The sequence below is a fragment of the Palleronia aestuarii genome (genome assembly GCF_003253995.1).
GTDB lineage: Bacteria > Pseudomonadota > Alphaproteobacteria > Rhodobacterales > Rhodobacteraceae > Palleronia > Palleronia aestuarii.
The window spans coordinates 1-17,288 of sequence record NZ_QKZL01000025.1 but is presented as its reverse complement, the minus strand read 5'-3'; the positions used below and the strand labels follow the sequence as shown (position 1 = coordinate 17,288).

Annotated in this window: 18 protein-coding genes; 8 read left to right on the top strand and 10 right to left on the bottom strand. The window is 65.6% G+C overall.

Features of this window, described 5'->3' with window-relative positions; all coding sequences use genetic code 11:
* Positions 1–63: 63 nt before the first annotated feature.
* Positions 64–1,863: a membrane protein insertase YidC gene (yidC, locus tag LX81_RS18065; protein ID WP_111538700.1), complete on the bottom strand. Its 1,800-nt coding sequence runs from the start codon at positions 1,861–1,863 to the stop codon at positions 64–66.
* Between the two features lie 63 nt (positions 1,864–1,926).
* Positions 1,927–3,486, bottom strand: coding sequence for an EAL domain-containing protein (locus tag LX81_RS18060; protein WP_170134022.1), 1,560 nt, complete (start codon positions 3,484–3,486; stop codon positions 1,927–1,929).
* A 303-nt stretch (positions 3,487–3,789) separates the two neighbouring features.
* Between LX81_RS18060 and LX81_RS18055 the strand changes: the two genes are divergently transcribed.
* A complete protein-coding gene (locus tag LX81_RS18055) occupies positions 3,790–4,350 on the top strand; it encodes a DUF1353 domain-containing protein (RefSeq protein WP_111538698.1) in 561 nt (186 codons plus the stop codon).
* On the opposite strand, the gene yidD is transcribed toward LX81_RS18055, so the two are convergent.
* Genes yidD through rpmH form a run of 3 tightly spaced genes read right to left on the bottom strand, consistent with a single transcriptional unit; the run spans position 4,347 to position 5,088 of the window.
* Positions 4,347–4,568 carry a membrane protein insertion efficiency factor YidD gene (gene yidD / locus LX81_RS18050; RefSeq protein ID WP_111538697.1) on the bottom strand — a complete coding sequence of 74 codons (222 nt, stop codon included), beginning with the start codon at positions 4,566–4,568 and terminating at the stop codon, positions 4,347–4,349. The genes LX81_RS18055 and yidD overlap by 4 nt on opposite strands.
* Positions 4,565–4,930: a ribonuclease P protein component gene (gene rnpA, locus LX81_RS18045; RefSeq protein WP_111538696.1), complete on the bottom strand. Its 366-nt coding sequence runs from the start codon at positions 4,928–4,930 to the stop codon at positions 4,565–4,567. Before rnpA ends, yidD begins: the two co-directional genes overlap by 4 nt.
* A 23-nt stretch (positions 4,931–4,953) precedes the next feature.
* Positions 4,954–5,088 (bottom strand): 50S ribosomal protein L34, encoded by a 135-nt coding sequence (gene rpmH / locus LX81_RS18040; RefSeq protein ID WP_012177012.1) that lies wholly within the window; start codon positions 5,086–5,088, stop codon positions 4,954–4,956.
* A 224-nt stretch (positions 5,089–5,312) separates the two neighbouring features.
* On the opposite strand from rpmH, the gene LX81_RS18035 reads away from it, so the two are divergent.
* From LX81_RS18035 to LX81_RS18015, 5 genes are all read left to right on the top strand, one after another.
* On the top strand, positions 5,313–6,053 hold the full coding sequence (locus LX81_RS18035; RefSeq protein WP_111538695.1) for a TVP38/TMEM64 family protein: 741 nt from the start codon (positions 5,313–5,315) through the stop codon (positions 6,051–6,053).
* A gap of 3 nt (positions 6,054–6,056) precedes the next feature.
* Entirely contained in the window at positions 6,057–7,475 is a 1,419-nt protein-coding gene (locus tag LX81_RS18030; RefSeq protein ID WP_111538694.1) for a dihydrolipoyl dehydrogenase family protein, read from the top strand.
* A 15-nt stretch (positions 7,476–7,490) separates the two neighbouring features.
* On the top strand, positions 7,491–8,885 hold the full coding sequence (locus LX81_RS18025) for a sensor histidine kinase (RefSeq protein ID WP_111538693.1): 1,395 nt from the start codon (positions 7,491–7,493) through the stop codon (positions 8,883–8,885).
* A gap of 62 nt (positions 8,886–8,947) precedes the next feature.
* Complete coding sequence (locus LX81_RS18020) at positions 8,948–10,189, top strand: urate hydroxylase PuuD (protein WP_111538692.1); 1,242 nt, start codon at positions 8,948–8,950, stop codon at positions 10,187–10,189.
* The gene (locus tag LX81_RS18015) at positions 10,186–11,001 is read left to right on the top strand and encodes a bifunctional allantoicase/(S)-ureidoglycine aminohydrolase (RefSeq protein ID WP_111538691.1); all 816 of its coding nucleotides are present in this window, start codon (positions 10,186–10,188) and stop codon (positions 10,999–11,001) included. Before LX81_RS18020 ends, LX81_RS18015 begins: the two co-directional genes overlap by 4 nt.
* Before the next feature lie 4 nt (positions 11,002–11,005).
* Here LX81_RS18015 and LX81_RS18010 read toward each other — a convergent pair whose 3' ends face one another.
* The 3 genes from LX81_RS18010 to puuE are packed head-to-tail and all read right to left on the bottom strand — an operon-like array spanning position 11,006 to position 14,368.
* Complete coding sequence (locus LX81_RS18010; RefSeq protein WP_111538690.1) at positions 11,006–12,421, bottom strand: uracil-xanthine permease family protein; 1,416 nt, start codon at positions 12,419–12,421, stop codon at positions 11,006–11,008.
* Positions 12,422–12,425: 4 nt separating this feature from the next.
* The gene (locus tag LX81_RS18005; RefSeq protein ID WP_111538689.1) at positions 12,426–12,932 is read right to left on the bottom strand and encodes an ureidoglycolate lyase; all 507 of its coding nucleotides are present in this window, start codon (positions 12,930–12,932) and stop codon (positions 12,426–12,428) included.
* A complete protein-coding gene (puuE, locus tag LX81_RS18000; RefSeq protein WP_234822697.1) occupies positions 12,932–14,368 on the bottom strand; it encodes an allantoinase PuuE in 1,437 nt (478 codons plus the stop codon). Before puuE ends, LX81_RS18005 begins: the two co-directional genes overlap by 1 nt.
* 76 nt (positions 14,369–14,444) lie before the next feature.
* On the opposite strand from puuE, the gene uraH reads away from it, so the two are divergent.
* Both uraH and LX81_RS17990 read left to right on the top strand, forming a co-directional pair.
* A complete protein-coding gene (uraH, locus tag LX81_RS17995; RefSeq protein ID WP_211322814.1) occupies positions 14,445–14,789 on the top strand; it encodes a hydroxyisourate hydrolase in 345 nt (114 codons plus the stop codon).
* A gap of 206 nt (positions 14,790–14,995) precedes the next feature.
* Complete coding sequence (locus tag LX81_RS17990; protein WP_234822696.1) at positions 14,996–15,805, top strand: IclR family transcriptional regulator; 810 nt, start codon at positions 14,996–14,998, stop codon at positions 15,803–15,805.
* Positions 15,806–15,817: 12 nt separating this feature from the next.
* Here the strand turns inward: LX81_RS17990 and LX81_RS17985 are convergent, their stop codons facing one another.
* Positions 15,818–16,303, bottom strand: coding sequence for a CIA30 family protein (locus LX81_RS17985; RefSeq protein WP_111538687.1), 486 nt, complete (start codon positions 16,301–16,303; stop codon positions 15,818–15,820).
* Between the two features lie 64 nt (positions 16,304–16,367).
* A complete protein-coding gene (locus LX81_RS17980; protein WP_111538686.1) occupies positions 16,368–17,105 on the bottom strand; it encodes a DUF6065 family protein in 738 nt (245 codons plus the stop codon).
* Positions 17,106–17,288 lie beyond the last annotated feature (183 nt).

Genomic DNA, 17,288 nt, shown 5'->3' with positions numbered 1-17,288 from the left:
GGACCCGCCGTGATCTAGAGCGGCGCGGTCACCGGTAAACGGAGCCTGCGAAAGCGCCGCACGTCAACCCTTCGATCGCCTGAAACCCTTCCGGATGTTGCCGAACACGTCCGGTTTGTAGCCTTGGCTCCGCATGATCAGGTACTGCTGGCTGAAGGTGATCGTGTTGTTCGCGATCCAGTAGAGTACGAGTCCGCTGGCAAACTGGCCGAGCATGAACATGAAAACCCACGGCATCCACGCGAAAATCATCGCTTGGGTGGCATCGGCGGGCGCGGGGTTCAGCTTCTGTTGCAACCACATCGAGATGCCGAGGAGGATCGGCAGCACGCCGAGGCTCAGGATCGCGAGGAACGAGGTCGGATCGGGTGGGGCGAAAGGTAGCAGCCCGAAGAGGTTCAGGATCGACGTCGGATCGGGCGCGGACAGGTCGCGAATCCAGCCGATCCAGGGGGCGTGCCGAAGCTCGATCGTGACGAAGATCACCTTGTAGAGCGAGAAGAAGATCGGGATCTGCATTAGGATCGGCAGACAGCCCGCGGCCGGATTCACCTTGTTGTCGCGGTAGAGCGCCATCATGCCTTGCTGGAGCTTCTGGCGGTCGTCGCCGGCCTTCTCCTTCAGCTTCTCCATCTCGGGCTGAAGTTCCTTCATCTTCGCCATAGAGACGTAAGACTTGTAGGCCAGCGGGAAGAGGATCGCCTTGATGAGCAGAGTGAGCACGATGATCGACCAGCCCATGTTCCCGATCACGGAATTCAGCCAGTGAAGCACCGCGAAGATCGGCTTGGTGAGGAAGAAGAACCATCCCCAGTCGATCGAATCGACGAAACCGACGATACCCTCGTCGTTCTGATAATACCGGATCGTCTCCCATTCCTTCGCACCCGCGAAGAGTTGCATCGTCGTATCGACCGTGGCGCCCGGGGCGACTTCCATCGTCGGCTGGCGCGCCTCCGTCTGATAGATGTTTGATCCCTCGACGTATTTCGCGACCGAGACGAAGGCCGAGCCCGGGGCGGGGATGAGCGTCGTCATCCAGTACTTGTCGGTGAAGCCGATCCAGCCGTTCGCCGTGACGTCGATCACTTCCGCACGGGCGCCCTCGCGCTGGACGACCTCGAAATCGGGCATGTCGTCGTAGTCGATCTCCTCAAGCTCGCCATCCGACATACGGACCACGCCCTCGTGAAGGATGAAGAAGTTGACCGTGTCGGGCTCGCCGTGCCGGGCCACCGTTCCGTAAGGCGCCAGACGGATCGGTTCGTCGGACGTATTCTCGACGCTCTGGGCGATCGTGAACATGTAATTGTCGTCGATCGAGACCTGTCGGCGGAAGATCACGCCGTTGCCGTTGTCCCAGGTCAAGGTCACCGGGCTTTCGGGCGTGAGCGTTTCGCCCTCGGCAAGTTGCCATTCCGTATTTGCGCCGGGCACGTCCTCGAAATCCAGCGAACCTCCGGGCGACCAGCCGAAGAGCGCGTAATAGGCATGATCGGTCCCGACCGGGTTCAGAAGATCCACATCGGGAGAATCGGGATCGAGCGTTTCCTGGTAGCGTTTCAGCGAAAGCTGGTCGATCCGGCCACCGAGGAGCGAGATGGAGCCTTCGAGCGCGGGCGTGTCGATCGCGATGCGCGGCGCATCCTCGACCGCGTCCGCGAGCTGCCCGTCGGGCGATGTCCGGGTCTCCTCACCCTGAACCTGCGGCGGAGAGGTCGCCGTCGATGTCTCGCTGATGGTCGTCTCGGGTTCGGTCGCCTCCGGCGATTGCTGCTCCGGCGGGAACAGGAAGAACCATACCAGGATGACCAGAAAACTCAGCGCGGTCGCGAGGATGAGGTTCTTGTTCTGATCGTCCATGACGGACACTCACCTGTCGCTATCCCGGTTCAGCGGGTCTTCAACAGGCGCAGGGTTAAAAGGTCAAGCCGTTTTGCCCCGTCCGGCCCGCCGTCGCGGCGCCGTCGCGTAGCGCGCTCCGCTCCCGTCCGGGCGCGGTCGCAGCATCGCGGGAATGGATGCGGCGGCACAGGTCTCCTGCAATTTCTCCAGCCAACCCGGCAGCGCCTCGCGCTCCATCGGGCGGCCAATTCCGAATCCCTGGACGTGGCCGCAGCCGAGTTGCGAGACCATCGCGTATTCGCCCGGCGTCTCGATCCCCTCGGCGAGCGTCTCGAGGCCGAGCTGCTCGCACATGGTCAGGATCGCCGCCACCATACCCTGCTGGTCGCGGTCCGTGTCGATATCGCGCACGAAGGCACGATCGATCTTGATCCGATCGGCCGAGAAGCGCCGGATGTTCGTGATCGAGGCGTTCCCGGTCCCGAAATCGTCGAGATCGATGAGGCAGCCCATCGCCTTCAGCGCCTTGAGATTGTTGGGAACCTGTTGGTCCGTGCCGTGGTGGAGAACGGTCTCGAGCACCTCTACTCCGAGCCGCTCCGCCCCGATCTCGTGACGGTCGAGGAGCCAGGCGACCCGGTCGGGCAGGGCCGGGTCCCGGAGATCGGTGAGGCTGAAGTTCACCGAGACGAGCGGCACGGTGCACCCCTGCTGATCCCAGGTCGCGAGCGCGTCGAGGCTCTGGTCGATCATCGTGTCGGTCAGGCGGCAGATCGCGTTCGACGCCTCGATCGTGGGAAGGAAGTCGCCCGGCGTCAAAAGGCCATGATGCGGATGGTTCCAGCGTGCCAGCGCCTCGACGCCGGTGAGCTCGCCTGTGTCGGTACTGATCTGCGGCTGGAACCACGGATGGATGCGCCCGGTGTCGAATCCGTTCGCGAGATCGTGTGCAAGAGCGATCTGGATGGGCTGCGGCGCACCGGCCGCGCCGTGGAAGCGGATGGTGCGTGCCGCGCTCCTCTGGGCGTCGCGCAGCGCGTACTCCGCCGCGGCGAGGAGGGCGGCGGGCCCGGCCTCCTCCAGGCGGTCGGAGAGGGCGACGCCGATCGTCGTCGTGGCGGAGCGCGAGCCGAACCGCATCAGGTCGGATTGACGCTGGATGCGCAGGGCGGTTTGCACGGCGCTTTCGAGAGGCTTCGCATCGTCCGGCATGGAGGCAACGGCGAGCGTCGTGTCGTCGAGCTGCGCCAGAACATCGTTCTGGGTGAGGACACCACGCAGGCGGTCGACGAAGCGCTCCATCTCGTCAGAGACACTGTGCGCGCCGCGTTCCGCAAGGATCTGGTCACCGCTATCGAGGCGCACGACGAGACAGGCGACCGGCGCTGCGAGAGGGCGCGATCGGTGCGCATCCAGCGCGACGAGGAATTCGGCCCGCCCGGGCAGACGGATGCCGGAGCGCTTGCAATCCCTCGATTCATCGGGATCACCCGCCATCCGGACGGAGCCGATCGCGACGATGACGGGAATGAGGAGCGCTGCGAGGAGGAGAGCGATTTCCCCGACAACGCGAAAAAGCAGCAGCATCACGACGGGTAACGTCACCAGCGCGATCTGTCCGGCGGCGCCGGGGCGGGCCATACGCCGAATCCGTTCCGCGTGACGGTTCATATGATGGTCCTCTTGGATGCTGGCGGCGCGACGAGTTGATCCTAGACGCGGTTCGTGAGCGACACGTTAATCCGCGAGTGCAAATCATCTCAAAGGAGAGTTCAGCCGATCGCTTCAGACGGTTTTCGTAGCGGCGCCAAGCCCGAAATGTTTGAAATCACCGCATTCGATTGACCGGAAAGCGGTGCGAGGATGAAGAAGCGAGACGTCTCCGTCGGCCGTCGGTAGAAAAGGAAGCAGGTTCACACAGACGGTCGGGACGGAGCGAACGCGATGCAGGGGGACAAGCGGAAAGTTCCGATGTCCAATCCCTATCCCGATGAATGGCGGTCCCTCGGCGGGTTCGATTATCTCTCCGCCTTGAGCCTGATCCGGCCGCTCAACACGGTGCGTAAGAGGTTGGGCGAGGATGGCGACTACATCCTGCAGCATGATTTCGATTGCCGCATCGTCATCGACGGGGAGGAGCGGGTGCTGACGGCGCCGCGCGGGCTGATTACCGATCTGACCTCCGTGCCCATCCCGTTCCGAATCTTCGTCGGCCGGGTCGGCCCCTGGCTCGAGGCGGCGATCCTGCACGATTACCTTTATGTCGCGTGGCGCTTCGTGGAGGGGCGGGGCGTCCGACCGCGCGACAGGCTTTTCGCCGATCGCGTCATGCTTCTCGCGATGGAAGCGGCGGGCGTGGGCTTCGTCCGGCGCCATGCCATCTATCTCTCGCTGAGGCTATTCGGTGCCCGCGGCTACGCGACCGAGGATTCGCCCGTCTTTGCCGATCTCGGCGATCCCGCGCTTGCGCGGCCCCTGGTGATCCCCACCGAACTGGAGCGCTAGTCGGGAACGTCGTCGATCCCCGAGCCACCCCACGGATGGCAGCGGGCGAGGCGCCGGATGGTCAGGAACCCACCGCGCCATGCGCCGTGACGCCGCAGCGCCTCGAGCGCGTATGCGGAACAGGTTGGCTGGAACCGACAATTGTGTCCGACCCATGGCGACAGGAACAGGCGGTAGGCATGGACGGGAATGGCGAGGATGCGAGCCCCGGGGCTCATCCATGGATCCTTGCGAGCGCGGCGTCGAACTCCGCGCGCAAACGGGCGAAGTCCCGGTTGCCGGTCGCATCGCGCCGCCCGATCAGCACGTAATCCCAACCTGCCTGACCCGAATCGGGCAGGACGAGCCGGGCGATCTCGCGCAGACGGCGCTTCGCACGGTTGCGCGCGACGGCATTGCCGACCTTCTTGGAACAGGTGAACCCCACACGGATGGCGCCGTCGGGTTCCCGGCGTCGAGCCTGGAGCACGAAGCCCGGCATCCTTTCCGTCCGCGACCGTGCCGCCCTCAGGAAATCCGCTCGTTTCGTCAATCGCTCCACGCGAAAAGGCCCGCCTGCGAAAGGTTCCGCGACGGGCATTGCGCGTTTCTCGTCAAGGGCGCTCAGGCGCTGAGCGACTTGCGGCCCCGGGCGCGGCGCGCGTTCAGAATCTTGCGGCCGGCCTTGGTCGCCATGCGGGCGCGGAACCCGTGACGCCGCTTGCGCACGAGGTTGGACGGCTGAAAGGTGCGTTTCATCGCGGCTCTCCGTGATCGGGTGGCCCGGTTTGGAAGGGCCCTGACATTCGAACCGCGGCAATAGGCCCCTCGCCGGCGCCTGTCAACAGATCGCGGGGCGTGATCCTCTCTTCTCGCACGCGATACCACCGCTTCACCCCTGCGTGAAACAGGGCATTCGCAGCTATGGAGGCGGCGCGCGATCATCTAGCAGATCGCTCCATGGTCTCGTCAGGAGGGCGGAAATGAGCGCGGACGGAGAGAAGGCCGGGCAACGGACCGGCGGATGGGCGCGAAAGCTGCCACTCATCGCGATCGGCCTCGTGGCCCTGATCGGCGCCTATGCGCTCAGGGATTACGCGAGTTTCGAGTCGCTCGCGCAGAATCGCGAGCGACTTCTCGCGTTTCGGGATGCGAACTATCTTGCGGCGGTGGCGGTTTTCATGCTCGCCTACATCCTCATCGTCGCCTTTTCCCTGCCCGGCGCGGCGCTCGCGACGCTGACCGGCGGGTTCCTCTTCTCGACCTTTCCGGGCGCGCTTTACAACGTCACCGCCGCGACGCTCGGCGCGATCTGTATCTTCCAGGCCGCGCGATGGGGTCTTGGCGACCGCCTCGCGGCGCGCATGGATGCGAGCGACGGTCTCGTGAACCGGATCAAGGCGGGGATCAACGCGAACCAGTGGTCCATGCTGTTCCTGATCCGGCTCACCCCCGCCGTGCCGTTCTTTGTCTCGAACCTCGTTCCGGCCTTCGTCGGTGTCTCGCTCTGGCGCTACGCGGTCACGACGTTCCTCGGCATCATTCCCGGTGCCGTCGTCTATACATCGGTGGGCGCCGGGCTCGGCGAGGTTTTCGCCCGCGGTGAACGGCCCGATCTTGGTATCATCTTCGCACCACATATCTTGTTGCCAATCCTGGGTCTGTGTCTGCTCGCGGCGCTGCCCATCCTCCTCAAGGCCGTTCGCGGCAGGAAGGGCGTCTGACGCATGGAGCGCATCAAGACCGACATCTGCATCATCGGCGCGGGATCGGGCGGATTGAGCGTCGCCGCGGGCGCCTCGCAGATGGGCGCGCAGGTCGTGCTGATCGAGGGGCACGAGATGGGCGGCGACTGCCTGAACTACGGCTGCGTCCCGTCGAAATCGCTGCTCGCCTCGGCGAAGGCGGCCTACGGCATGACGCATCCGGGCGATCTCGGCATCGCCCCCGCCGAACCGCAGGTGGATTACGCCGCGGCCAAGGCCCATACCCGCCGGGTGATCGAGACGATCGCCCCCGTAGACAGCCAGGAGCGCTACGAAGGATTCGGCGTGCGGGTCATCCGCGACTGGGCGCGCTTCGTCTCGCCCACGGAGGTGCAGGCGGGCGCGATCTCGATCACGGCCCGGCGTTTCGTCATCGCCACGGGATCACGGCCCTTCGTGCCGCCGATCGACGGGATCGAGGACGTGCCCTACCTCACGAACGAGACCCTCTTCGATCTGAGCGAGCGGCCGGAACATCTGCTCATCATCGGCGGCGGGCCCATCGGGATCGAGATGGCGCAGGCCCATATCCGCCTGGGCAGCCGGGTGACCGTGCTCGAGACCGGCAAGGCGCTCGCCGCGCACGATCCGGAATGCGCCGCCATCGTTTTGAACCGATTGCGCGAGGAAGGGGTCGAGATCGTTGAGGGGGCCCAGGTGACGCGGATCGGGTCCGAGGACGGGTCGATTATCGCGGAAACGGCGGATCGGACCTATCGCGGCTCTCATCTGCTCGTCGCCGCGGGCCGTCGCGTCAATCTCGACGGGCTCGATCCCGAGGCGGGCAATATCGCCTGCGACAAGGCTGTGCGCGTTGGGGACGATCTGCGCTCGGTGACGAACCGGCGGGTCTATGCCGTGGGCGACGCGGCCGGTCGGCTGCAATTCACCCATGTGGCCGGATATCACGCGGGGATCGTCGTACGTTCCGCGGTTCTTGGTATGAGGTGGGCGAAGGCCAGGCAGGATCATCTGCCCCGGGCCACGTATACCGACCCTGAACTGGCAGAGGTCGGACTCGGCGAGGAGGAGGCACGTCGGCGCTACGGCAGCAAGCTCGAAGTGGTGCGATCTTCCTACGATCACAACGATCGGGCCATCGCGGAGGGGCGGAAGACGGGGACGATCAAGGTCCTGGTGGCGGGCGGCAAGCCGTGCGGTGCCGCGATCGTCGGGGCACATGCGGGAGAGCTTGTCGGTATGTGGGCGATGGCCATCGCCAATGGCCAGAAGATGAGCGCGATCGCGAATACGGTCCTGCCCTACCCGACCTTTTCGGAAATCAACAAGCGTGCAGCGTCCGGCTATTTTTCCCCACGATTATTTGATAACCCTAGGTTGAAAACGTTTGTCGGGCTGGTCCAGAAATACCTGCCCTGACGCGAAGGGCTGACGATGCTGACGACCCTTTCGGGGCGCTTCCTTATCCTGACGACATTGTTCGTCATGCTGGCCGAGGTCTTGATCTTCGTCCCGTCGGTGGCGCGTTTCCGCGAAGATTATCTGATGAGCCGCCTCGAACGGGCGCAGATCGCGAGCCTCGCGCTGCTCGCCGACGAGATCATCGACCCCGCGCTCGAGGTCGAACTGCTCGAGAATGCGGAGGTCTACAACGTCGTCCTCGCACGTGACGAAGTCCGCAACCTTATGTTGTCCTCCGACTTCGAGGGTACCATCGCGGCCACCTACGACCTGCGCGAGAGCACGTCCCTCGACCTGATCGCCGAAGCGATGGTGACGCTCGTCCGCCCCGGCAACCAGGTCATCCGGGTGATCGGCGATCCCGTCCGGGAGGCGGGCGATGTGATCGAGATCACGATGCCCACCGCGCCGATGCGCCGGGCGATGATCGACTACGGCATCCGCATCCTCTTTCTCTCCGCGATAATTTCGATCGTTGCGGCATCCCTGCTGTTCTTCGCCGTCCGGCATTTCCTCGTCGCGCCGATCCGGGGATTGGTGGATGCGATCGCGAGCTACGCATCGGCCCCCGAGGATGCGCGGCGCGTCATCGAGCCTGCCGCCAGTGTCGCGGAACTGCGGGAAGCCGAAGTCGCGCTGCAGACGATGCAGACCCAGCTCACCGGCGCGCTGCGGCAGAAGGACAGGCTCGCGCAGCTGGGATCCGCGGTCGCGAAGATCAGCCACGATCTGAGAAATGTGCTGACCACCGCTCAACTCTTCGCCGACCGGCTCGAGACCTCGACGGATCCGGCGGTCGCGCGGATGACGCCGAAACTTCTCGGCTCCATCCGGCGTGCCGTCAATATCTGCGAGGGCACGCTCGCCTTCGGCAAGGCGGAGGAGCCGCCTCCATCCCTGAGCCACGTGTCGCTTGCCACCGTCATCCATGACGTGATCGACGGCGAACGGCTTGCCGCCGGCGATCTCGACATATCCTTCGCCGAGGACGTGCCGGCCGGGATGAGCATCCGGGCCGACCCGGAACAGCTCTACCGCGTGCTGGGCAACCTCGTCCGGAACGCACGACAGGCGATCGCCGCAGGCCCGGGGCAGGGAGAGATCGCCATCCGCGCGGTCGAGACCGCGGAGGATTGGCGCATCACCGTCAGCGATACCGGGCCGGGCCTGCCGCCTCGGGCGCGCGAGCACCTGTTCCAGCCCTTCCATTCGTCCGGGCGGGGCGGTACCGGCCTCGGCCTCACCATCGCGTCCGACCTCGTTCGCGGACATGGCGGCCGACTTCGTCTCGTCGAGACCGGGAAATCGGGCACAGTGTTCGAAATCGTGCTGCCGAAGGCGCTCGTTCGACTGGATGCCGCGGAATGAGGGCTTCGGGCGATTGACCCTCCATGCACCCTGCGAAAGATGGGGGCGAAAGGGGACGTTCCATGTATGACATCGCGATCCTTTGGGACTGGCTCGCCTTCGCCGTCCGCTGGCTGCACATCATCACCGCGATCGCCTGGATCGGCTCGTCGTTCTACTTCATCGCCCTCGATCTGGGGTTGCGGAAGGGGCCGGACCTGCCACCCGGCGTGACGGGGGAGGAATGGCAGGTCCATGGCGGCGGCTTCTACCATGTCCGCAAGTACAACGTCGCGCCCGAGGCGATGCCGGAGCACCTGACCTGGTTCAAATGGGAGAGCTACTGGACCTGGATTTCGGGCGCCGCGCTCCTGATGATCGTCTACTGGGCCGGGGCGCAGCTCTACCTCATCGATCCCGGCAAGGCCGACCTCGCGACGTGGCAGGCGATCGCGATTTCCGCGGCCTTCATCGGTGTGGGCTGGGTCGGTTACGACGCGCTCTGCCGCTCGCCTCTGAAGTCGAACCCGACGCTCGTGATGCTGGTCCTGTTCGCGGGTATCGTCGTCGCGTCCTGGCTCCTGAACCAGATCTTCACCGGCCGCGCCGCGCTCCTCCATCTGGGCGCGATGACGGCGACGATCATGACGGCGAACGTGGCGATGGTGATCATGCCCAACCAGCGGATCGTCGTGGCCGATCTGAAGGCCGGGCGCACGCCCGACCCGAAATACGGGCAGATCGCCAAGCTGCGCTCGACCCACAACAACTACCTGACGCTGCCCGTCATCTTCCTGATGCTCTCGAACCATTACCCGCTGGCCTTCGCCACCGAGTATGCCTGGATCATCGCGGCGCTCGTCTTCCTCATCGGCGTGTCAATCCGGCATTACTTCAACACGATGCACGCGGGCGGCGGGCGGCCGACCTGGACCTGGGCCATCACGATCGTCCTCTTCCTCACGCTCGCCTGGCTCAGTTCCGTGCCGCTCTGGCGCGGGGAGGAGGCCGAGGCGCAGGTGATGACGCCCGAGGCACAGCTCTACGCTGCCGCGCCCGGTTTCGAAGAAGTGCATCAGATCGTGACCGGCCGCTGCTCCATGTGCCATGCGCGCGATCCGGTCTGGCCGGGGATCCGCTGGGCGCCGAAGGGCGTGCTCCTCGAGACGGAGGCCGATGTCGCCGGCCACGCGCGCCCGATCTACCTTCAGGCGGGCGTGACCCATGCCATGCCGCCCGCGAACCTGACGGAGCTCGACGAAGCCGGACGGCGCGCGATCCGCGCCTGGTATCGGGGTGCGGGACGCGATATCGCGCTGCGATGAGCAGATATCACACCCCAGCGGGCGGCCATCCGGGGCAGGAGCAGCTTCTCGAGGATCGCGCCGTCTTCACCGAGGCCTACGCGGTAATTCCCCGCCGCACGATGCGCGACATCACCACGTCGCGGCTGCCCTTCTGGGAGGAGACGCGGCTCTGGATCATCGCCCGTCCCATGACCGGTTTTTCCGAGACGTTCTCGCATTACCTGATGGAGGTGGCCCCGGGCGGCGGGTCCGACCGACCGGAGGTCGATGCCGCGGCGGAGGCGGTCATCTTCGTCGTCGGCGGCGCACTGACCCTCATCATCGGGGATGTTCCCTACGAAATGGAGGCAGGCGGCTACGCCTACATTCCGCCCGATCAGCCCTGGACGTTGCGCGCGACGGGCGAGGCCCCGGCGCAGTTCCACTGGATCCGCAAGGCCTACGAACCTGTGGAGGGGATCGAGATCCCGTTCCCCTTCGTCACGACCGACGCCGACGTGACGCCGCAACCGATGCCGGGTACGGAAGGGCGTTGGGCCACTTCCCGCTTCGTCGACCCGGACGATCTGCGCCACGACATGCACGTCACCATCGTCACGCTTCAGCCCGGCGGCGTGATTCCGTTTCTCGAGACACATGTGATGGAGCACGGGCTCTTCGTGCTTGAGGGAAAGGGCGTCTACCGGCTCAACCGCGACTGGGTCGAGGTGGAGGCGGGCGATTACATGTGGCTTCGCGCCTTCTGCCCGCAGGCCTGCTATGCCGGCGGGCCGGGGCCGTTCCGCTATCTCCTCTACAAGGACGTGAACCGGCACGCGCGGCTTTTCTGAACGGTCAGTGCCGCGGCGCGTCCGCGGGGATCCCTTCCGGCTCCGGGACCGGGGCTTCGTCCCCGATCTCCTCCGGCAGCAGGAGGTTCAGTCCGATGGCGATCGCCGCGGCGGGCAGAAGCCCGGAGACGGCGAGAACGCGCAGCCAGTCCGGCAGGTACTGCACCGCCCCCGGCTCGAGCTGCAGCCCGAGGCCCAGAGAGAGCGCGGTTGCGAAGATCACCATGTTGCGCCGGTTCCAAACCACGTCGGACAGCATCGACACGCCCGCCGCCACGACCATTCCGAACATCACGATCACGCCGCCGCCCAGCACTTCGATCGGAACGGTGCGGATCACGCCGCCGACCTTCGGCACCAACCCGCAGAGGATGAGGAAGATCGCGCCGATCGTCACGACGTGCCGGCTCATCACGCCCGTCATCGCGATGAGCCCCACATTCTGCGAGAAGGACGTGTTGGGAAAGCCGCCGAAGATGCCCGCGACCGCCGTTCCGAGCCCGTCGGCATAGGTGGCACCAGTGATCTCGGCTTCCGTCGCCTCCCGTCCCGCGCCGCCCTTCGCGATGCCGGAGACGTCGCCCACCGTCTCGATCGCCGAGACGATCGCCATGAGACAGAAGCCGAGAACCGCGGCGGCCGAGAATTCGAACCCGTAGCGGAAGGGCTGCGGCAGCGCGAAGGCGGCGGCGTTCGACCACGAGGCCGCGATGTCGGAGAGAGGCAGCATACCCACCGCAATTGCGTAGAGATAGCCTGCGAGGATCCCGATCAGCACGGCGGAGACGGCGAGGAGCCCTCGGGCGAAGAACTTGAGCGCCAGCGTGACGACGATCACGAGCCCCGCCGCCGACCAGTTGAGCGCGGAGCCGTACTCCGGCGTTCCGATGGCCGGAACGCCCCCGGCCGCGTACTGGATTCCCACCCGGACGAGCGCGAGGCCGATGAGGGTCACGACGAGCCCGGTGACGAGCGGCGGCAGTGCGAAGCGGATCCGGCCAATCACGGTCCCGAGGCAGGCATGGAACAGGCCGCCGAGGATGCAGCCGGTGAAAAGCGCGCCGAGTGCACCCACCCCCTGGCCCGCGACCAGCGGGATCATGATCGGCAAGAACGCGAAGGAGGTTCCCTGCACGATCGGGAGCCGCGCGCCTACCGGCCCGATCGTCACCGTCTGCAAAAGGGTCGCGATCCCGGCGAAGAGCATGGCCATCTGGATCAGGTAGAGCAGTTCCGGAAAGTCCGGCGAGTTCGATCCGAACCCGAACCCCGCCGCTCCCGCGACGATGATCGCGGGCGTGACGTTGGAGACGAACATCGCCATGACGTGCTGGATGCCGAGCGGCACCGCCTTGATGAGCGGCGGCATGTAATCCGGATCACGGAGTTCCGCGGTGGTTCCGAGCGATGTGTCGGCCATGTCTTCAGACCCTTTCCGCCAGTCCCTCCGGATCGGTCACGAGGGCCGGTTCCGGCAGGATGTATTCCTCGAGATTGCCGCCCGCGCCGATCCGGTCGATCACGGCAAAGAGGCCCGGATCGTGAAGCGGCGTGAGCACACCATGCCATGTTCCGCGCAGGAAATTGACGGCTTGTCCCGGTTCGGTGACGAAAGCATGGATATCGCCGGGTCTATCGCCCAGATCTTCGGCAACGATGACGAGGAACGGCGCCAAAGTCATCGGCACGAAGGCCTGAGACCCATCGGGATGCCGCTCGAGGAGGTCTAGTCTGTAGGGCAGGGAGCGAGTTTCCGCGGAGAAGAGGCTGATCCCCGCATGACCATCTCCGAAATCGAGCCGCGCCCTGTCGTGATAGCGGCCGCAGAGGCCCTGATTGATGATCCGGTCGGGCGCGCCGGAGATATCCAGGACATCGCCGAAGGGCGCGAAGGCGGTTGCCTCTAGCGGTCGGGCCGCGATCGTTTCCATCACGGCAGCAGACCGTCGAGCCGGAGCCGCACGATCCGCGCCACCTGCCGCTCCGCCTCCGCCCGTTCCGTCTCTCCGTCATGGTCGAGCCGCTGCCGGAAGGCGGTCAGGATCCCCGCCTTGTCGTGATCGCGCACCGCGATGATGAAGGGGAAGCCGTGTCGCGTCTGATAGGCGTCGTTGAGTTCCGTGAACTCCGCCCGCTCGGCATCCGTCAGTGCATCAAGCCCCGCGCCCGCCTGCTCCGACGCGCTTTCCTGCGAAAGCCGCTTCGCCGCGGCGAGCTTGCCCGCGAGGTCGGGATGCTTCCTCAGAATCGCTAGCCGCTCCGCGTCGCTGCCCGACCGGAACGTGCGGACGAGTGCGGAGGCGAGTCCCGCGGCGCTGTCATGGGCCGGTCCGAGTTCGAGTTCGAAGGCGCGCTCCGCCACCCAGGGCGAATGCTCGACGATCCCGCCGAAGGCCGCGACGAAAGCCGCGCGGTCCATCCTGCTTGGCCGCTCGATGCGGCGGGGCGGATGGTGCCGCGCCCAATGTGCCGCGATTTCGGCCCGCGTGGCGAACCAGACGCCGTCATGCGACCGCGCGTGATCGAGGAAGCGCTTGAGCCCCATCACCCGACCCGGCCGCCCGGCGAGGCGGCAGTGAAGACCCACCGACATCATCCTGGGCGTTCCCGCCTCACCTTCGGCATAGAGGCAATCGAAGCTGTCGCGCAGATAGGTCTCGAAATCGTCGCCGGTCGACAGCGTGCCTGCGGAAAAGCGCATGTCGTTAGCGTCGAGCGTATAGGGCACGACAAGCTGATCCCGCCCCCCCACACGCAGCCAGTAGGGCAGCTCGTCGGCATAGCTGTCGGCGAGGTAGTCGAACCCCCCCTCTTCCGCGGCGAGCCGCACGGTCTGGTCGGAGCAGCGCCCCGTGTACCAGCCGCGCGGCCGTTCGCCGGTCACCTCCGTATGGAGGCGGATGGCCTCCGCCATATGGGCCGCTTCCGCTTCGGGAGAAAAATCCTTGTACTCGATCCATTTGAGCCCGTGGCTCGCGATCTCCCAACCGGCGTCCTGCATCGCCGCAACCTGCTCGGGCGAGCGGGCGAGCGCGGTGGCGACGCCGTAGACCGTGACGGGCACGTCCGCGAGAAGCCTGTGAAGGCGCCAGAATCCGGCTCGCGCCCCGTATTCGTAGATCGATTCCATGTTCCAGTGCCGCTGCCCCGGCCAGGGCTGCGCGCCCGCGATCTCCGACAGGAAGGCCTCGGAGGCCGCATCGCCGTGCAGGATGCTGTTCTCCCCGCCTTCCTCGTAATTGATCACGATCTGGATAGCGATCCGGGCGCCGCCGGGCCACTCCGCCGCGGGCGGGGTCTGCCCGTGGCCGCGCATGTCGCGGGCGTAACGCGGCGCCTCCCCACGGCCGTCCGGTCTCGACATCATGGCGCCCCCTTCTGCTTGCGGAATTTTTCTGCGACGGAAACACTCGGCTCCGCAACACCGAATGGCGAGGGCCATCATGTCCGGATATCTCACGACCCACGTTCTCGACACCGCCTCGGGGCGTCCCGCCGCAGGCCTCGACATCACACTCGATCTGATCGAGGCGGGCCGACGCGAGAGAATTGCCGAGGTCACGACTAACGAAGACGGCCGGACCGATGCGCCGATCCTGCCCGAGGCGGCGTTTCGGCTGGGAGAATACGAACTCGTTTTCGCCGTACGTGCCTATCTGGCCCAGAACTCCGGCGGCTCGCCGTTCCTTTCGGACATCCCGATCCGTTTCGTGATGTCCGAAGCGGCGCATTACCATGTGCCGCTGCTGCTCTCCCCCTACGGCTACACGACCTACAGAGGGAGCTGACAATACGTTTAAGTTGATTGGACAACCATAGTTCTAATAATTTATCGTAAAGGTTGAATTTAAGCGCCGGGTAGGTCGGGTTCGACGGTCAAACCTGCGCCACAAGTGTGTTTTGCAGGAGGTATTGTCCCGATGGGATGCACCGTCGATTTGGAAGGAATTCTTCTGACGCCTGCACATCGGTCCGACCCTCGGGGGGCCTGAACGTGACGTCCCATACGGATCGGCGCTTTGCGATCACTCTCGCGCGCGGCCTGAGCGTGCTCGGCGCGTTCCACCCGGGCGATGACGGGCTCGCGAATTCCGAGATCGCGCAGCGTACCGGGTTGCCGAAATCCACGGTCTCCCGCCTGACGTTCACGCTCATGCGTCTCGGCTATCTCAGCCATTCCGGGCATCGCGACAGATACAGGTTCGGCCCGGCCCTCCTGGCGCTCGGAAATGTCGCGACGGGCTCCATCGCCTTCGTGCATCTGGCCGAGCCGATCATGCAGAAACTTGCGGACGAATCGCGGGTGCTCGTCGTCATGGCCGTCCGCGACCGCGACAGGTTGCTGCTAACGAAGACATGGCGGCCTTTCGGCATCTCCGGGATCTACCTCGACGTCGGACATCGCCTGCCGATCCGGGGCACCGCCTCCGGTCATTGCCTGCTCACCACGCTGGACGACACGCAGCTTGAAGCGATCGTGAAGGATGTCCGCCGGGACCCCGAGTTCGACCTGCCGGCGGCGCGGCGGATCCGGCGGGACGCGATCTTGCAGATGGCGCTGCGGGGATACGTGGCGGCGGATCCGTCCGACTATTTCATGCCCGACATCCGCGCCGTTGCCGTGCCGCTCGTTTCCGAGGACATGGAGCAGCCGGTCATCTTTTCCTGCAGCTTCCGCGCGCGGGACAATGCACCTGGGGAGATCGTGGACAGGGTCGGGCCAAAACTTCGCCAGGCGGTTTCGCATCTCGACCGGATCGCGAGTGGCGGACCGGATCCCGCGACGGGTGGACAGACGGACTGACGTGTTCCTCGCTCAGTAGAAGCGCAGCGAACCCAGCGCGAGATCCGCATGGAAGGCCCGGCCGATCGCGACGAGACCGATCCTGCGCAGGTGCGCGGCATCGAAGGGGGCCTCGATCCGGTGGGGGGAAAATGCATCGAAGGGGAAGCGCAGGGTGGTCCAGCGCGCGGGTGCGTCGAACGTCGCCCGGTAGCTCTGCCACGATTTCTCGACATCGGCGGTCCGCAGATGGACATTGTAACTTTCGCCGTTTCCGATGACCTCGATTTCCACGCCGGTATGGCCGCTCGCGTCGAAATCCGTTCCGTCCGGCGTCAGATCTCGGGCCATCTGCAGAAAGCCGCCGTCGTTCTCGAGACGAACGCCGCCGCGCATCCGGAGCGCGTCGCGACCGTCGATCCGCTCGACCACGAGCGTACCGGTGGAAACGCCTCCCATGACCTGATCGGAGACGAGCGACCACTCCTCGAACTGCGTGAAATCCCGCGGATCCGTCATTCGGGGCACATCGCGCAGCCGTGCCGCATGTCGACGCCTCGCATCCTCTGGAATGCCGGGCCTCTCATTCCTTCCGCCGGCGCCGTTCGGCGGCGTAGCGTCCCGGCCTGTCATCGGGGCCCTTCTCGACAGGGCGGATCGTGCGTCCCATCGCCTCCCAGGCGAAGTCCGCGTCGGACGCGAAGATGTCGTGTGTGGCAAAGGAATGGGCGCTGCGCGGATCCTGCGCACGGTAGACCGGCATCACCTGGAAGAGCGGACGGCCGGTGGGCAGGTGCACCTCCACGTCGGTCTTGACGATCTTGAAATTGATGAAGAGCGGGCTCGGCGCGTAATCGTCGGTATCGACGATCCCCTCGTAGTGGGTAATTGCGCTCCTGGCGCCGAAATTGACCGGTCCACGGACATGGAGCGACCATCCCGGCCGCGTCTGCACGAAATAGCCCGACCAGATCTGCACGGCGCCCGGAACGAAGAGGTCGCTGACGAAGGGCGGGTCGAATCCCTTGAGGTGTTCGGGCGCACTCGCGTTCCACCTGTCGCGGAACGCCTGTTCGAAGGGCAGGGACTTGATCGGGATCCAGTCGCCGTCGTCGTGGATGAAGGATTCGTAGCCATCGAAGTAGAGGCTCATCTCCTTCGGAGGGTAGACGTACCAGCCCGTCGAGGCCGCGCGCCGCATCGCCTCGCAATACTGGAACGCTGCCGCGGGCATCGTCCCGGCCGCGCCCTTCTCCGCCGGCTTTATATCCGGCGCAGGCGCGTAGGCCTTGTGAAGCGTGAGGATCGGCTCCGTGCTCACCGCGCGGGCTCCGTTCAGTTCTCGCCCGCGGGCATGACCCGTCGCGTCTAGCGCGTGGTTCGGGTCATGCGCAATGCCCGTCGCGCGATCCGTCAGCGGATGCGGGGCGGGTTGCAGCCTGTGCCCATCTCAGCTTTCGCGGCGGGACGGATGCGGGGCGGGTTGCAGCCGGTGCCCATCTCG

Excerpts from the sequence above, each read along its gene's own strand:
- yidC (WP_111538700.1), bottom strand. The coding sequence starts at position 1,863 with ATGGACGATCAGAACAAGAACCTCATCCTCGCGACCGCGCTGAGTTTT.
- LX81_RS18060 (WP_170134022.1), bottom strand. The coding sequence starts at position 3,486 with ATGGCCCGCCCCGGCGCCGCCGGACAGATCGCGCTGGTGACGTTACCC.
- LX81_RS18055 (WP_111538698.1), top strand. The coding sequence starts at position 3,790 with ATGCAGGGGGACAAGCGGAAAGTTCCGATGTCCAATCCCTATCCCGAT.
- yidD (WP_111538697.1), bottom strand. The coding sequence starts at position 4,568 with ATGAGCCCCGGGGCTCGCATCCTCGCCATTCCCGTCCATGCCTACCGC.
- rnpA (WP_111538696.1), bottom strand. The coding sequence starts at position 4,930 with ATGCCCGTCGCGGAACCTTTCGCAGGCGGGCCTTTTCGCGTGGAGCGA.
- rpmH (WP_012177012.1), bottom strand. The coding sequence starts at position 5,088 with ATGAAACGCACCTTTCAGCCGTCCAACCTCGTGCGCAAGCGGCGTCAC.
- LX81_RS18035 (WP_111538695.1), top strand. The coding sequence starts at position 5,313 with ATGAGCGCGGACGGAGAGAAGGCCGGGCAACGGACCGGCGGATGGGCG.
- LX81_RS18030 (WP_111538694.1), top strand. The coding sequence starts at position 6,057 with ATGGAGCGCATCAAGACCGACATCTGCATCATCGGCGCGGGATCGGGC.
- LX81_RS18025 (WP_111538693.1), top strand. The coding sequence starts at position 7,491 with ATGCTGACGACCCTTTCGGGGCGCTTCCTTATCCTGACGACATTGTTC.
- LX81_RS18020 (WP_111538692.1), top strand. The coding sequence starts at position 8,948 with ATGTATGACATCGCGATCCTTTGGGACTGGCTCGCCTTCGCCGTCCGC.
- LX81_RS18015 (WP_111538691.1), top strand. The coding sequence starts at position 10,186 with ATGAGCAGATATCACACCCCAGCGGGCGGCCATCCGGGGCAGGAGCAG.
- LX81_RS18010 (WP_111538690.1), bottom strand. The coding sequence starts at position 12,421 with ATGGCCGACACATCGCTCGGAACCACCGCGGAACTCCGTGATCCGGAT.
- LX81_RS18005 (WP_111538689.1), bottom strand. The coding sequence starts at position 12,932 with ATGGAAACGATCGCGGCCCGACCGCTAGAGGCAACCGCCTTCGCGCCC.
- puuE (WP_234822697.1), bottom strand. The coding sequence starts at position 14,368 with ATGATGTCGAGACCGGACGGCCGTGGGGAGGCGCCGCGTTACGCCCGC.
- uraH (WP_211322814.1), top strand. The coding sequence starts at position 14,445 with ATGTCCGGATATCTCACGACCCACGTTCTCGACACCGCCTCGGGGCGT.
- LX81_RS17985 (WP_111538687.1), bottom strand. The coding sequence starts at position 16,303 with ATGACGGATCCGCGGGATTTCACGCAGTTCGAGGAGTGGTCGCTCGTC.